Origin of the sequence: Gardnerella sp. DNF00354, assembly GCF_049262755.1 — a bacterium.
GTDB classification, from domain to species: Bacteria; Actinomycetota; Actinomycetes; order Actinomycetales; family Bifidobacteriaceae; genus Bifidobacterium; species Bifidobacterium vaginale.
Map to the genome: position 1 here is coordinate 41,585 of NZ_CP058402.1, position 14,940 is coordinate 56,524.

12 protein-coding genes are annotated in these 14,940 nt (G+C 41.3%); 5 read left to right on the forward strand and 7 right to left on the reverse strand.

The features are described 5' to 3' along the window. Window positions 1–41 precede the first annotated feature (41 nt). The gene (gene serS / locus HXT24_RS00160; RefSeq protein WP_004574367.1) at window positions 42–1,328 is read left to right on the forward strand and encodes a serine--tRNA ligase; all 1,287 of its coding nucleotides are present in this window, start codon (window positions 42–44) and stop codon (window positions 1,326–1,328) included. Window positions 1,329–1,543: 215 nt separating this feature from the next. Here serS and glf read toward each other — a convergent pair whose 3' ends face one another. The 7 genes from glf to HXT24_RS00195 form a co-directional block, all read right to left on the reverse strand. Continuing rightward, window positions 1,544–2,770: a UDP-galactopyranose mutase gene (glf, locus tag HXT24_RS00165; protein ID WP_422119397.1), complete on the reverse strand. Its 1,227-nt coding sequence runs from the start codon at window positions 2,768–2,770 to the stop codon at window positions 1,544–1,546. 79 nt (window positions 2,771–2,849) lie between these two features. Beyond that, window positions 2,850–3,977, reverse strand: coding sequence for a glycosyltransferase family 2 protein (locus HXT24_RS00170; protein ID WP_422119611.1), 1,128 nt, complete (start codon window positions 3,975–3,977; stop codon window positions 2,850–2,852). A gap of 19 nt (window positions 3,978–3,996) precedes the next feature. Continuing rightward, window positions 3,997–4,893, reverse strand: a complete 897-nt coding sequence (locus tag HXT24_RS00175; protein WP_419397800.1) for a glycosyltransferase — start codon at window positions 4,891–4,893, stop codon at window positions 3,997–3,999. A gap of 1 nt (window position 4,894) precedes the next feature. After that, window positions 4,895–5,992, reverse strand: a complete 1,098-nt coding sequence (locus HXT24_RS00180; protein ID WP_419397801.1) for an acyltransferase family protein — start codon at window positions 5,990–5,992, stop codon at window positions 4,895–4,897. Further along, window positions 5,985–7,898, reverse strand: a complete 1,914-nt coding sequence (locus tag HXT24_RS00185; RefSeq protein WP_419397802.1) for a rhamnan synthesis F family protein — start codon at window positions 7,896–7,898, stop codon at window positions 5,985–5,987. Before HXT24_RS00185 ends, HXT24_RS00180 begins: the two co-directional genes overlap by 8 nt. 88 nt (window positions 7,899–7,986) lie before the next feature. Then, window positions 7,987–9,273: a glycosyltransferase family 2 protein gene (locus tag HXT24_RS00190; protein WP_419397845.1), complete on the reverse strand. Its 1,287-nt coding sequence runs from the start codon at window positions 9,271–9,273 to the stop codon at window positions 7,987–7,989. 203 nt (window positions 9,274–9,476) lie between these two features. Then, window positions 9,477–10,313: an NAD-dependent epimerase/dehydratase family protein gene (locus HXT24_RS00195; protein WP_419397803.1), complete on the reverse strand. Its 837-nt coding sequence runs from the start codon at window positions 10,311–10,313 to the stop codon at window positions 9,477–9,479. 293 nt (window positions 10,314–10,606) lie between these two features. Between HXT24_RS00195 and HXT24_RS00200 the strand changes: the two genes are divergently transcribed. The 4 genes from HXT24_RS00200 (at window position 10,607) to HXT24_RS00215 (ending at window position 14,939) form a co-directional block, all read left to right on the forward strand. After that, on the forward strand, window positions 10,607–11,470 hold the full coding sequence (locus HXT24_RS00200; protein WP_165847579.1) for an ABC transporter permease: 864 nt from the start codon (window positions 10,607–10,609) through the stop codon (window positions 11,468–11,470). 47 nt (window positions 11,471–11,517) lie between these two features. Then, window positions 11,518–12,291 (forward strand): ABC transporter ATP-binding protein, encoded by a 774-nt coding sequence (locus HXT24_RS00205; protein ID WP_419397804.1) that lies wholly within the window; start codon window positions 11,518–11,520, stop codon window positions 12,289–12,291. Between the two features lie 60 nt (window positions 12,292–12,351). Further along, the gene (gene rfbB / locus HXT24_RS00210; protein WP_004125576.1) at window positions 12,352–13,386 is read left to right on the forward strand and encodes a dTDP-glucose 4,6-dehydratase; all 1,035 of its coding nucleotides are present in this window, start codon (window positions 12,352–12,354) and stop codon (window positions 13,384–13,386) included. 110 nt (window positions 13,387–13,496) lie between these two features. Next, entirely contained in the window at window positions 13,497–14,939 is a 1,443-nt protein-coding gene (locus HXT24_RS00215; RefSeq protein WP_422119398.1) for a sugar nucleotide-binding protein, read from the forward strand. Window position 14,940 lies beyond the last annotated feature (1 nt).

The following is a 14,940-nucleotide window of genomic DNA, read 5'->3' on the forward strand; positions in this document are numbered from 1 at the left end:
TATATATGTATCTGTCGCCTTGCGGCACTAGGCTAGAAAACATGCTTGATATCCAATTTATTCGTGAACATGCCGACGTAGTTAAGGAATCGCAGCGCAAGCGTGGCGAGTCCGTTGAGCTCGTCGATGAGGTGCTTCGTGCAGACGACTTGCGCCGCAACAGTTTAAAGGCTTTTGAAGCAGCCAGAGCAGAGCAGAAAGCAATAGGAAAAAAGGTTGCAGCTGCTCAAGATAGCGAGAAAGCCACACTTATTGCTCAGACTAAAGAACTTGCTCAAAAGGTTGCAGAATACAAAGCTGAATCTGAGCAGGCTACTGCCGACTACACTACAGCAATGTGGAAGCTTTCTAACATCGTTGAAGATGAAGCTCCAGAAGGCGGAGAAGATGACTACGTTGTAGTTAAGAAAGTTGGCACTCCTCGCGACTTTGCTGCAGAAGGTTTTGAGCCAAAGGATCATTTGACTCTTGGAACTGGTGTTGCTGGGATTGATATGCGCAGAGGCGTAAAGGTTGCAGGCTCTCGCTTCTACTTCTTGCGCGGTGCTGTGGCTAGATTGCAAATCGCAATGCTTACTATGGCTGTAGATCAAGCCGAAGAGCACGGTTTTACCCTTGCAATTACTCCAACGCTTGTGCGTCCAGAAGTTATGCGCGGAACTGGCTTCTTGAATTCTCACGCAGACGAGATTTATCGCCTTCGTGAGCCAGATGATCAGTATTTGGTTGGTACTTCAGAGGTTGCGCTCGCTGGCATGCACGAGGATGAGATTCTTGACTTAAGCAATGGTGCTTTGCGCTATTGCGGTTGGTCGAGCTGCTACCGTCGTGAAGCTGGTGCTGCTGGAAAGGATACTTCTGGTATTATTCGCGTGCATCAGTTCGATAAGGTAGAAATGTTCGTTTATTGCAAGCAGGAAGATTCTCGCGCTGAGCATCAGAAGTTGCTCGGTATGGAGCAGGAAATGCTTGCTAAGGTGGAAGTGCCTTACCGCATTATTGATACTGCTGCTGGTGACCTTGGTTCTTCTGCCGCTCGTAAGTTTGATTGCGAAGCTTGGGTTCCAACTCAGGGTCGTTACCGTGAGCTTACTTCTACTTCTAACTGCACTGAGTATCAGGCTCGCCGCTTGAATGTTCGCGAACGCATGGAAGATGGCGGAACTCGCCCAGTTAGCACGCTTAACGGCACTTTGGCTACCACTCGCTGGCTTGTGGCTATTTTGGAAAATCATCAGCATGAAGATGGTTCGATTGATATTCCAAAGGCTATGCAAGCTTATATGGGTGGCAAGGAAGTTATTGAGCCTACTAAGTGGGAAGCGTGACTTTACTATAGTTTGAGTCTAAATTTTGTATCTTGACACGCGAGATCATTTAGTTTAGTATCAAATAATCTTCTCCTTTTGGGTTATATGTCAAAAAGTGTATAAAACTGTTCTGATGTATGTTCTTGAAATAGAATTTAGTCAGTTTAGTTTCATACACTTTTTGATGTATAGCTCTTTATTTTTATTTATTTTTATTAATTTATATTTTGCATTTAGTGAGCAATAAGTGGCGCTACTTGCGATTCGTAAGCGCGCAAAGCCATATCAATCACGTTGTGCATATCGTAATAGCTGTATGTTCCCAATCGCCCACCGAAAACAGTGTTAGGCTGCGCCTCCGCAAGCTGCGCATAGCGCGCATACAATTCCTTATCTTCCTCCGTATTCACTGGATAATACGGCTCATCGTCGCGAGTTGCAGCGCGAGAATACTCCTGCCACACAACAGTTTCCCCGGCTTTAACGCTTTTGCCCGGCACAAAATCAGCATCGCAGCTAGCATCGTCGCTAGCAACGCCCTCAACCTCCTCACGCTCTGGATTAAAGTTCTTAAACTCAATCGCACGCGTAAACGGCACATCAGCATCCGAATAGTTCATAACTGGGCAGCCAAAGTGGTCGCTCTCCTGGTAACGCACTTCCTTAAAGTCCACAGTTCGCCACTTTAACTCGCCAAGCGCGTAATCAAAATACCTGTCCACTGGCCCCGTATAAACCACTGGCACTCCAGCTTCCGCCAGCGCGCGCTTGTTAAACGGCTGCGATTCGTCGAAAAAGTCCACGCCAAGCGAAACGTGGATACGCGGATCGTCAATCATGCGCTGCATCCAAGCTGTGTAACCGTCAGTAGGCAATCCCTCCCAAGTGTCTTTAAAGTAGCGATTATTGTAGTTAAATCGCACAGGCAAGCGCTTAATAATTCCAGCAGGCAGCTTAGAAGGATCCGTTTGCCACTGTTTTGCCGTGTAATTCTTAATAAACGCCTCGTAAAGCGGACGCCCAATTAGGCTAATACCCTTATCGTTTAGATTTTGCGGATCTTTGCCAGCGAATTCCCCCGCTTGGCTTGCAATCAAAGCCTTTGCTTCTTCTGGCGTATAATGTGCGTGGAAGAATTGGTTAATCGTACCTAAGTTGATTGGCAACGAATACACTTCGCCGTCGTGAGTTGCGTAGACGCGATGCACGTAGTTAGTAAACGTTGTAAAGCGGTTCACGTAATCCCACACACGTTTGTTGCTTGTGTGGAAAAGATGCGCGCCATACTTGTGAATTTCAATTCCCGTTCGCTCGTCAAAATACGAGTAAGCGTTGCCGCCAATGTGATTACGCACGTCAATAATCTCAACGCGAGCGCCAGCGCGTTCTGCAGCCTGCTGAGCTACAGTTAAGCCGAATAAGCCTGCTCCAACAACTACTAAATCTGGGTATTCGCTCATTTTCCCACTCATTTCTTGCTTTCTGATTTACACTTTACTCTTCGATTTTTAATTGCATTACTTCATATTTTTAATTGCATTACTTCATATTTTTGATTTTGTAATCGTAGATTATTTTTTCAAGATTCCTAACACACGCCATAGTAAAACATTGCGCGCGCTGTAAAATCGTAAGCTTTTTAACAGCTGATTTAGCAAATTCTACGTCTTTAGCATAATTTTTTTCGTATATTTTTTGGATTTTTGCGTCGCTATTTTTTCCGCCATTAAGCGTATTTTTTTCACTTTTCAGCGCACATCGCTCATACCTTAAGTTTCCAACCATTGTGTAGTAGCTTCTTGCTGGCACAACGTTGTGTTCTAAGCACAAATCCCAATTTGCTCGCACAGCGTCAATATGATCGTGGTAAAAGCCCGCGTCTCGCATTTTATGCGTTACGGAATCCGCGCGTTGCAGCCAGTAATACAGCACTTCGTCCACATGTGCCACGTAATTCATGCGCGAGTACAGCACGCTTGCCATCGCAGTATCTTGCGCAAACTTTCCTTCTGGGAATCGCACTCCTTCCCAAACCTCTCGCTTGTACAGCCTGCACCAATTCGCTTCGTTAAAGTAGCGCGTTTCGCTGTTTTTGCCCAGCTTGTTTCCGATTATTCTAAATATTTTGCAAAATACAGTTTGATACGCTTTTAGAGGATTTTTTACGATTTTTATTTGAGGCATGTTTTCTAAACGCGCGGTCGCTTGCGACTTTTCCGCACTCAAACCACGTGCACCCAAACCAGCTTCTTTTTTAATCTGCTCTAAGCTACTTAGTCCAAATTGACGCCATTTTGCTTTGCTCATACTAGCTCCGCTTTGCAAAATAGCGTTTAGAAGAATCTCAATATTTTTGCAATCTAGAATATCGTCATTGTCTGCAAACGCTATAAATTCGCCACTTGCCGCATCAAGCCCTGCGTTTTGTGCGCGAGATATTCCGCCGTTTTGTTGGTGTATTACTTTAACTCGCGAATCTTTTGATGCGTAGGAATCGCAAATTTTGCCAGAGTCGTCTTTGGATCCGTCGTCTACTAAAATCAGCTCTATGTTTTTGTACGTTTGCGCAAGAATCGAGTCCACGCATCCACTCAAATATTTTGCAGAATTGTAGACTGGCACGATTATAGAAACTAGCGGATTTTCGTTTTTAGCATAATTTTCCATTGCTATCATTTCTATCCTTTCAAACCGCGTTCTGTTCTGCTTTACAAGATGAGATTTTGCGCATTTGACGAATCTTTTGCTGCCCATCCTTAAATCCGCGTATCATTGCGCGAATTTTCGCAAATTTATTCTTTTCCCACAGCGCAACGAAAATCATATCTCGCACAACTGCACGCAACGACTTAGCATACGAGTATGTTCCCATTTTGTAATCCACTACTTGCATATTTCGCGCTATGTAATACTTGCGATTTGCGTTGTGATTCCACACGATTGGGTGTTTTATAATCAAGTTTATTGAGCGCGCTTTGCCGATTTGGTGTTCCATTATAACGTTTTGGCACTCTACGATTTTCCACCCTGCTCGCACTAGTCGCCTTGAAAAGTCGAAGTCTACTCCGTCGATTTCTAGCCATTCGTCAAATCCGCCGATTTTCTGCCACGCTTCTACGCTTGTTAAGCTTCCAGACGTTATGCATTCGTCTTCGTGGCATTTGCTGTGTAAAATCGTGCCGTCTAAACGGTTTTTTAGCAAAGAACATACAATTGCGATTTTTGAATTTTTTGCATTTTTTTGATTTACAAGATTTCCCTGACTTTCCAGGATTTTCTTGTATTCGCTAATCATGTTGCTTGGCACAACAGAATCGTCGTTAAGCGTTAGCACCCAGTTGAAACCTTGCGATTTTGCCCATTCAAGCACTTGCGTTAATGCTTTTGCAAAACCAATATTTTGACTGTTTTTAACTAAAGTCACGTTTGCGTATTTGCTTACAACTTCTTGCAAACTTTTAACATTTTTAGACGCATTGTCTACGATTACTACGCGCTCTACTTGATTGCATAGCGCTTCTAAACACGTGCTTACATCTATTAAAGTTGGATTATAGGTGATTATTCCAGAACAAATACGCATGTTAGTCCAAACTGCGATTCTTGCTGCCGATTTTCACCCAACATTTGCTCACAAAACCAACAATCAAGTTTGTAAAACGCTTGAGTATTACAGAAAGCACAAGAATTACCACAAACTCTGCGATTAGCAATCCGTACGCCTGCCAGCGATTAAGCCACGTAGGGTATATTACTGTAAACACTTGCATTATTAACACATGGTGTACCAAAAAAATCTGGTACGAATACGCGGATATAAACTTTGTACACGCGCTTAATGGCTTAAAACTTTTAACAAGTTCGCCAATATAAGAAAGCAGCAAAAATGCTAATATTCCTACAATCGTAACGGCAATATTTCCTTGTAAAGCATGCGTTAATTGTTGCAATGCAAGAATCACAAAAGATATTGCAGCAAGCCAATGCGGCACTTTTTTTATGAACTTTACAAAAATCATGCCAAATACTAATTCTGGCAATCTTGTTGTTAAAAGAATATCAGACGGAACTCGTGGAATCTGGTAAAAAGTAAAGAACACAACTGTTGCAGCGTATAGAGCCATCACAATGCAAACAGTTGCTATTGGCATTTTGTTTACGCCAACTCTTAAAAGTGGAAACACTATGTAAAACAGTATTATGAACCCTAAGAACCATTCGCCTAGAACATAAAAAGTTCCTACACCGAATGCAGAAGCATAACCATCCATTCCAAAAAGCGAAAAAATTGCTGTTATTTTATGCCTTGGTACAAAAATATATCCATTATTGCGAATAAACAGTAAAATATTCGCCACTATGAATGCTACCCAAAACATTGGGTATAGTGTTTTTGCGCGCTTTGTGTAGAATGTGCGCAAATCCAGGCTTTCTCTATCCCCGTAGTTGTACATAAGAGCAGCGCCAGAAATAATCAAAAATAGCGATACTCCTAATCCACCAATGTAGATTCCAAACGGTCTATTTACAAAGAACCGCATTGGCTCCAAATATGGATTGTTGAAATGAGTTACCACAATCAAAATCGCAGCTATTGCGCGAATCCAATCCAAGTAGAAAAGTCGCGGTTTTCTTGCGCGCGTAAGATTTGCTGCAGCTGTATTTACGCTTATATCACTCATCTTCTTTACCTTTACGACCAATGTGCACAATTCTTTGACCTATGTACAAAGTCTTATAAAATACGCGCTTTGCAATACTTCTTAACACTCTTAAAGCAGCGTAACGGAATCGCTTTCCGCGCATTACTTCCCTACAAGTTTCTTCCAAATTGCGTTTAATCCATGGCGTGCTCACAGATTTTGTGAGTTCTCGAACATCGAATTCTAGATTCGTCATTTCTATTCGTGCAAAGTGGTCCGAGAATATGTATGCGTCATAATATCCGTTGGCTTGCGGCACATACCCATATGCTCGCTCTATAAAGTGCAACAACGTTCCGTCTATTTTTAGCGGTTCTGCTGGAAAATCTTCGTAAGTCCACTTTCTATCCAATAGCCCGTGCAGTGCTTTCGTGCGGAACCAGAACATTGTTCCAAGAGGAGCTATAGCGTCTTTGTTTTCGTCTAACGGAACGCTAATTCCTAACGTTTTTTCTAGGAATTTCTTCGTGCCTTCAAAGTTTGGACCCCAAGTGTATGTAAATCCTGGGAAGTAGTCTGCGTGATTTGGCGGCGTTGGCATTGCCATTCCAAGTCGCGGATGCGTTTCAAACAGATTTATAACATTTTGCACATACTCTTTACTTGCAAGAATATTTTCAAAACACTTGTACGCGAATCCGTCGCCTATGCTTCGAGGAGATAATTGCGTGACTTTTTTATCGTGAGCAAAGCATACGTAATCGTACTTCATAAGATCTGCGCCGCCGCCCACTAAGAATGCGCTCACATCTCTACCGCGATTTTCAATTAACCGCACGTCTACGTTATATGGAAGATGTTCCACACGCTGTTTCACGATTTGCTGGTTTTCTTTCGATCCTACAGTTAAAATAACGTCACATCCTTGCGGCATGGATTGAATATAGTGCAAACTTTTATCTAGCAAATCCATGTAATACAAGTGCATAAACAACGCGACTTTTGGCTTATCCGTAGATGTTGATGTAGCTGTTGACGAGTTTTCTACAACATGATTTTGCGGCAAAATGTATCGCAAATGAAGATTCTTCATCAAATCTGCCATATTCATGCTTCGCAAAGCATTTTCCCAAATCAAATCCGTGTTGTAATCTGTGTGGTCTTTCAAATACTCGTATAAGTCTAATGCTTGGTTTCCAACAGATTGCGTAGAAACGTCGGAGTAGTCGTGGAAGAAAGACCTGCGCTTAAAAATCGGGCATCGCTTGTATTCCACAATCTGCCTTGCAGCATACGTTATTGGGCCATAAGAATAGCCTTCTAAATCACTCGTATCAACGTATACAGACCACTTGTAACCCTTATCTGCAAATCGCTTTGTAAATACTGATTCATGCAATCCAACCGACTCAAAGTAGCTGTTGATTGGTGGAAGATTGTTCCAATAATCCTGAAAATCTTTGGATTGAATAAAGCTTTTTCTGTATGCGTGGAAATGCGATTGAATATGCTCTGGCAAGTATCCGTATGGGCTGTAGCCAAACGGGTCTCCATTAACTTTATGGAACTTTGTTATGCCCCAAAAATCAAGGTCTTTTGCGTTCATAGCGTTAAACATTTCGCTAAACGGATAAACTGGACCCATAATCGTAGCGTTAAATAACACTACTTCGTCAAACTTTTCCAACTCTGCCCAACCGTAAGAGTCCATTGCGGTTTTGTACGCCCACACGTCAAAACCCTTGTTTTCGCGCAAAATAAACTTGTTCGCATAGCTTTTAAGCATCGACTTACTTGGCTCGTCGATTTTGCCGTTTACTACGATCGCAAGCTCGTTAAAGAATGGTTTGAATCCGTCAAGCAGCGTAGACACATAATGGTCTGCGTGACCTTGCGCATCGTAGAAGAAGAAAATGCCCAAGCGCTTTGGATTTTCCAAAATCATGTTATCTCCTGATTTACCTTTAATTATCCTTGATTATTCTATTGTGTAATCTTGTATTTTGTTTAATCGCAAATTTATTTTTTAGACTTTATTTATCATTCTTTGATTTAGTTAAGTTTTTAACCATATTTTTTATCTTTTTTGCAAAACGCTTATAAGCTGGCATTGCATCATAACGTTTTTGCGCTTCGATTTGCAAACGCTTTTGTTCTTCTTCATATTTTTGCTGATGAACCTGCATAATATGCAAAGACATTAAGTCTACTTGCTTATCGTAAGTTGTGTTTTGCGGATCTTTAAAACTATCTGGTTTAATATTTCTATAAACGTTAAGAAGAGCATCACATACAGAGCCGTGTTTTATTATGCAATCGCTTTCTACAACTTGATTCATAAGGTCTACAAGCTTTTCTAGCACAATTGAGCACGCGCGTTCTAATCCCCATGTTTCAATAACAGCGTTTATTGCTTCTTGAAAATCCTCGATTTTTAGTCTTGTAAAGAACTCATCTTTTACTATTTTTAATCCACGATTATCAAACCAGCGTGAGGCTTCTTCAATGGTTTGCTTTCGACTTTTCATCGAAGGCTCGTTAGCAAAATCATTAGCAAAATCGTAAACAGTGCTTATAACATCTTTAACACTGCGTTGTTCTACAGTGAATTTTTCAACGCTTATTTTAGATCTTCCAGAAATTCCTCTGCCAATATGGTATTTAAGCGCGCGAAACGCTGTTAAGTCTTTTAAAGTTTGGGCAAAGGCTGCAATAGCGAAATATTCGTAAGCATCTTCTGCTTTAGAAAGTCGTGTTGAAACTGTTTTTTTAAACGCATCTCGAACTAAGTCACCTTTAAAAAGCGCTGTTATAACATTCCAAGGTGTCCAATGCGGAAAATCACTAGAAAACGTTGATTTAATAATATTATCGCCAGTTTGATCACCATTATTTTGCGCATACATTTGATCGTAGCTGTATGCAAAATCTTCATCCGCTTTGCCTTCTGGGTGAATAGAAACACCAAAATGCAATATATCTGCTGGATGACTACTAGCGTACGAGTAAAGAACTTCGCAAGCTTTAAGCTCAATCTCATCGTCTGCGTCAACAAAAAGAACGTAATCACCGCTAGTTGCCTGAACACCAGTTTTACGCGCAACATGTCTACCGCAATTATGATCTTTAGCAATAATTTTTACTCTAGAATCCCTAAGCTCATAATCGCGCAAAATTTGCAAAGTATTATCCGTACTAGCGTCATCAACAACAATAATCTCAATGTTTTTAAAAGTTTGATTAACAAGTGAATCCATACACTGCCTAATATACGGCTCCTTGTTATATGCAGGAACCACCACGGAAATTGCAGGATTCATAAATCGTCTCCATTGCACACTAATCGGTAAAACAGCACAAATCATATCTATTGTACTACTAAACACAATCAGTTTTTAGATTCTTTATCACTCATTAAAAACCCGTGTTAATTCTCCAGCTCTTACACTGACCTGTTTTATAAAACAAAAGCCGGGGAAATGTCCCCGGCACTTAGATCATAATTTTTGTTTATTTTTAGCTCTTATTTAGTATTCATAATCTTTTGTATTTTGCTATTATCTCCCCAAACTGCTGGAGAATCGTATGGTCTATCTGGGAATGCGCCATACTCAAGCGAAATATCAAGATTATTCTCGCGAATGTAACGTTCAACGCGATCCGCAAGCGAAACAGGCTCACCCGTGCAGCAATTAATTACGCCATTTACTTTATCTTGTAAAACGGTTGCAGCAATTTGCTTAGCCAACACGTCTACATTAATAAAATCGTACTTGTTTTTTCCAGTAGTAAACGGAAAAGTCTTCTTTCCTTCTTGAGCAGCTTGAAGAAGCTTAGAGAAAATAGAGTTTCCACGAGCGTCGTCGCCAACAATGTAGTACGCACGAATCCATTGAACAGTGGCATCATACTCTTTGCCCAAAAGCAAAGTAGCTTCACGCAAAGCATTCTTAGAAATGCCATACATAGAAGCTGGCTTGCAAGGCGTGTTCTCGTCAATAGCACCCTCCCAGTAGCCAACTTCGTGCATAGAACCCATAACAGCAATCTGCTTTAAGCCACCCGAAAGCATAAGACGAATAAAGCGGTAATGGTTCGATAAATCTTCCATATGCGTGTCTGCAGCATGCTTAAAACCGTTGCGCCAAGCCATGTGCAAGCAAACGTCTGGAGACCCAAGCTTTGCAAACAAATCAGCATCATCGCTAAAAATATTCGCTTCAATACGCGTTGCTCGCTCATCAACACCGTCTAAACGCAAGTCGGAAGCAATTACGCTAGCACCTGCATCTAAAAGAGCTTTAACAACGTGACGACCAATATATCCACCAGCACCAGTAACAAGAATTCGCTTACTCATAGTTTTTCAGTTTAGCAGCGTATAAAAACTTTCAAACATGCCAAAATAAATAGAACAACATAAGCACAAAATAATCACAACATAATCACATTAACAATTAATCTAAAAGCTAAAATTATTACATATAATGATGAACATAATATCTCGCATAATACTGCTCACAATACTGCGCATAATTTAACCAAATATTTAGCCAACTATTTAGCCAAATATTGAATCAAATCAATCCCCAAATGTAAACTTAACAAAGTTATATGTGCATACACACTGCAAATTTTGTAAGAAAGGCAGCGATGACAACAAAGTCTGACGCCATCTATCACCCTGGTAGAAGCAAAGGTTTGATAGACATTCCAAGGTACCTTTATTTGCTTGACTTACTTGTAAAAAAAGAAGTACGAATAAGATATCGCGGTTCGTGGCTCGGTATGGCTTGGACGTACGTAAAGCCAATAACGCAATTTGTAGTGTTCTACGTTGCAATGGGAATTTTCTTAGGACTTGGCCGCGGAGGCGGAATTCAAGCCTACCCACTGTACCTTTTTAGTGGAATTATAGTAACAAACTTTTTTGTAGAAGCATTCTCTAATTGCACAAGATCAATACTTTCTAATGCTGGCCTAATACAAAAAATCTATCTTCCTAGAGAGCTATTCCCACTTGCGTCGCTACGAGTTGCTTTTGTGCACTTTTTCCCACAAGTAATCGTGCTTATAATCGGAGCTTTATGCATGGGGTGGATTCCAGATTTTGCAGGCATAATAGTGGCAATAATCGGATTTATTAGCGTGTGCACGTTTGCGTTTGGTCTTGGATTATTCTTTGGAGCAATAAACGTTTTTTACAGAGATGCAGAAAACATTACAGACTTAGTAGCAATGGTTGCTGTATGGCTAGCTCCATGCTTCTACACGTGGCAAATGGTTGCAGCTCACGCACCACGATGGGTTTTAGAGATGTATTATGCAAATCCTATTGCAATAAGTGTTGAAGCATTCCACAGAGGATTCTGGCTAAACGCCACAGATCGTACTTTCCAATTTGCAGGGGCATGGTCTTTAAGACTTTGCGAAAGCCTTATAGTTGCATTTGCTGTATTACTTATTGGCGAAGTTACATTTAGACATCTTGAAGGCAAGTTTGCTCAAGAAATTTAAGCTTACTAAGATTTGGATTTTACTTTTAAAAGCAGCAGGAGTTATGTATGAATAATCCTTCCAACACACTTCCAGAAGACGTTGTGTTAAGCGTTTCTAACGTTACTAAGCGATTCTCGCTGCGCGCAAATCATTCGATTAAAGAATCTATTGTAAACCTGCTAACACCGCCGTCTAAAAAGCACGCAACACAAAACTTTACTGCTTTAAGCAATGTTAGTTTTAATATTAAACGCGGCGAAACAGTTGGATTAATAGGCATGAATGGATCTGGAAAGTCCACTATGCTTAAAATGCTTTCTGGAGTTATGCAACCAGACGAAGGCGAAGTTTGTGCGCGCGGAAGAATCGCAGGGCTAATCGAAGTTGGAGCAGGATTTGCTGCCGACTTAACTGGTCGCGAAAACGTGTATCTTAACGGCGCAATACTTGGAATGACAAAAGAAGAAATAGACGATAAATACCAATCAATAGTAGACTTTAGCGAAATAGAGCCTTTTATGGATACAGAAGTTAAGTTCTACTCTTCTGGAATGTTTTTACGATTGGCGTTTTCTGTAGCAGCGCACAGCGATCCAGACATATTCTTAATCGACGAAATTCTTGCAGTTGGAGACGAAGCTTTTCAACACAAGTGCATAACAAGACTTAAAGAGCAGCAAAAACGTGGGCAAACAATGGTAATTGTTTCTCACAGCGAAGATCAAATTAAGCAACTTTGCTCTCGCTGCATAGTGCTGTCTCATTCACACATGATTTACGACGGTCAAGCCGAGCCAGCATTTAACGAAATGCGAAAAAGCTTAAACGAAAAATCTTAGACAATAATCAATAAAGAATAAACAATAATCAAAACTAAAAAAGGCATATAAGAGGATATTATGGAAAACATGAGTAACACAACAAACTTTGAGCCAAAAAACATAATTGTAACTGGCGGATGCGGCTTTATTGGGTCTAATTTTGTGCACTACGTAGTGAACAATCACCCAGAAACGCACGTAACGGTACTAGACGCGTTAACGTATGCAGGAAATATTGAAAACATTGCAGGATTGCCAGAAGACAGAGTTGACTTTGTTCACGGCAATATTTGCGATGCTGAGCTTTTAGATAAGCTTGTTCCAGGGCACGACGCTATTGTGCACTACGCTGCAGAATCACACAACGACAACAGCATTGCAAACCCAGAACCATTCCTTAAAACCAATGTTGAAGGCACTTTTAGACTTCTCGAAGCAGTTAGAAAGTACGGGATTCGATACCACCACATCTCTACCGATGAAGTGTACGGAGATTTGGCATTAGACGACCCAGCTAAATTCACGGAAGAAACGCCATACCACCCATCCAGCCCATACAGCTCCACAAAAGCAGCAAGCGATATGTTGGTACGCGCATGGACCCGCACATATGGTTTGCACACAACAATCAGCAACTGCTCAAACAACTACGGACCATACCAGCATGTTGAAAAGTTTATTCCGCGCCAAATCACAAATATTCTAGAAGGCATTAAGCCAAAGCTGTATGGTCAAGGCTTAAACGTTCGAGATTGGATTCACACAGAAGACCACAGCAGTGCTGTTTGGACAATCCTCACAAAGGGAGAGCTTGGAAACACGTACTTGATTGGCGCAAATGGCGAGAAAAACAATATAACAGTTTTGCGCATGATTCTAGAAATGATGGGCAAAGATGCAAACGACTTTGAACTTGTAAAAGACCGCCCAGGCCACGATCGCCGCTACGCGATTGACAGCACAAAGCTACAAACGCAACTTGGATGGAAGCCAAAGCACACAGACTTTACAACAGGCTTAGAGCAAACAATCAAATGGTACACAGAAAATCGCGCATGGTGGGAAGGCGCTAAAAGCGCGACTGAAGCGAAATATAAAGCACAAGGACAGTGAATCGCCTAAAAGTCAAGTCTGCTTGTATACAAATTGTATACAAATTGTATGCAAATCTAACAAAAATCTAGTCGCGAATCTAATCAAAAATAAAGAATTTGTAGGATGCTATGGAATTTGAAAAAGAACTAAGCGTTACAAAAACCAACATTCCAGGTTTAATCGTGTTCGATCTTCCAGTACACGGAGATAACCGCGGATGGTTCAAAGAAAACTGGCAGCGTGCCAAAATGACGGCTCTAGGTCTCCCCGACTTTGGACCTGTACAAAACAACATTTCGTTCAACGAAAAACGCGGAGTAACCAGAGGCATCCACGTAGAACCATGGGATAAATACATAAGCATTGCTACTGGCGAAGTATTTGGCGCATGGGTAGATTTAAGACCAGGGCAAAGCTTCGGTCAAGTGTACACAACCACACTAAACCCTAGCAAAGCAATCTACGTGCCTAGAGGCGTAGGAAACAGCTTCCAAGCTTTGCAAGATGGCACGGCATACACTTATTTAGTAAACGCACATTGGTCGCTAGAGCAAAAGAAAACATACACTTTTGTAAACCTTGCAGACCCAGATTTACACATTAATTGGCCAATACCTTTAGAAGAATCCGAGCGCAGCGAAGCTGACTTACACCATCCAATGCTAAAAGATGCAAAGCCAATGGCACCAAAGCGCACTCTTGTAACTGGATGCAACGGTCAACTTGGTCGCGCAATACAAAATTATGCTAAAGAGCATGATTTAGAAGGATTTGAGTACGTAGACTTAGATAGCTTCGATATAGCAAATAAAGACGATTACAGCCGCTACGACTGGGATTTGTACGGAACGATTATTAACACAGCAGCATATACGTCTGTAGATGGCGCGCAAACGCCACAAGGGCGAAGAGCCGCGTGGAATAGCAACGTTAAAGGAGTGGCAAATCTTGCAAAAATAGCGCAAGAACACCACATTACTCTTGTGCATATTTCAAGCGACTATGTTTTTGACGGCACTCAAGAAAATCACAAAGAAAACGAAGACTTTGCGCCACTAGGCGTGTATGGCGAAACAAAAGCTGCAGCAGATTCTCTAGTAGCAAACGTTCCACAGCATTATATTATTCGCTCAAGCTGGATTGTTGGAGAAGGACGAAACTTTGTAACGCGCATGATTGACTTTGCAAACCGTTTAAAAAATGGCGAATCTGTTAGTGTTCAAGCGCCAATAGATCAAACTGGCAGACTCACTTTTGCAAGCGACTTAGTAAAAGGCATGTTCCATCTTCTAAACACTCAAGCACAATACGGAACATACAATCTTACAGGTTCAGGAAAAATCGCGTCTTGGCACGATATTGCTCAAAAAGTGTTTACACAACTTAATGTAGACACAAGCAAAATCGAAGCAAATCGCGTAGACGATTACACGCGCATATCTAATGGCTCTCCTAGACCACACAAGTGCGCACTTGACTTGCAAAAAATCGAGTCCGCTGGATTTACGCCATGCGATTGGGAAGATTTGCTTGAATCTTACGTAAATAGAATTGAACAAAACAACAAGTAAA

Bases quoted from the DNA above. Each gene is read 5' to 3' on its own strand.
- HXT24_RS00180 (WP_419397801.1), bottom strand. From the start codon at position 5,992: ATGAGTGATATAAGCGTAAATACAGCTGCAGCAAATCTTACGCGCGCA.
- HXT24_RS00215 (WP_422119398.1), top strand. From the start codon at position 13,497: ATGGAATTTGAAAAAGAACTAAGCGTTACAAAAACCAACATTCCAGGT.
- glf (WP_422119397.1), bottom strand. From the start codon at position 2,770: ATGAGCGAATACCCAGATTTAGTAGTTGTTGGAGCAGGCTTATTCGGC.
- serS (WP_004574367.1), top strand. From the start codon at position 42: ATGCTTGATATCCAATTTATTCGTGAACATGCCGACGTAGTTAAGGAA.
- HXT24_RS00190 (WP_419397845.1), bottom strand. From the start codon at position 9,273: ATGAATCCTGCAATTTCCGTGGTGGTTCCTGCATATAACAAGGAGCCG.
- HXT24_RS00185 (WP_419397802.1), bottom strand. From the start codon at position 7,898: ATGATTTTGGAAAATCCAAAGCGCTTGGGCATTTTCTTCTTCTACGAT.
- HXT24_RS00195 (WP_419397803.1), bottom strand. From the start codon at position 10,313: ATGAGTAAGCGAATTCTTGTTACTGGTGCTGGTGGATATATTGGTCGT.
- HXT24_RS00170 (WP_422119611.1), bottom strand. From the start codon at position 3,977: ATGGAAAATTATGCTAAAAACGAAAATCCGCTAGTTTCTATAATCGTG.
- HXT24_RS00175 (WP_419397800.1), bottom strand. From the start codon at position 4,893: ATGCGTATTTGTTCTGGAATAATCACCTATAATCCAACTTTAATAGAT.
- HXT24_RS00205 (WP_419397804.1), top strand. From the start codon at position 11,518: ATGAATAATCCTTCCAACACACTTCCAGAAGACGTTGTGTTAAGCGTT.
- HXT24_RS00200 (WP_165847579.1), top strand. From the start codon at position 10,607: ATGACAACAAAGTCTGACGCCATCTATCACCCTGGTAGAAGCAAAGGT.
- rfbB (WP_004125576.1), top strand. From the start codon at position 12,352: ATGGAAAACATGAGTAACACAACAAACTTTGAGCCAAAAAACATAATT.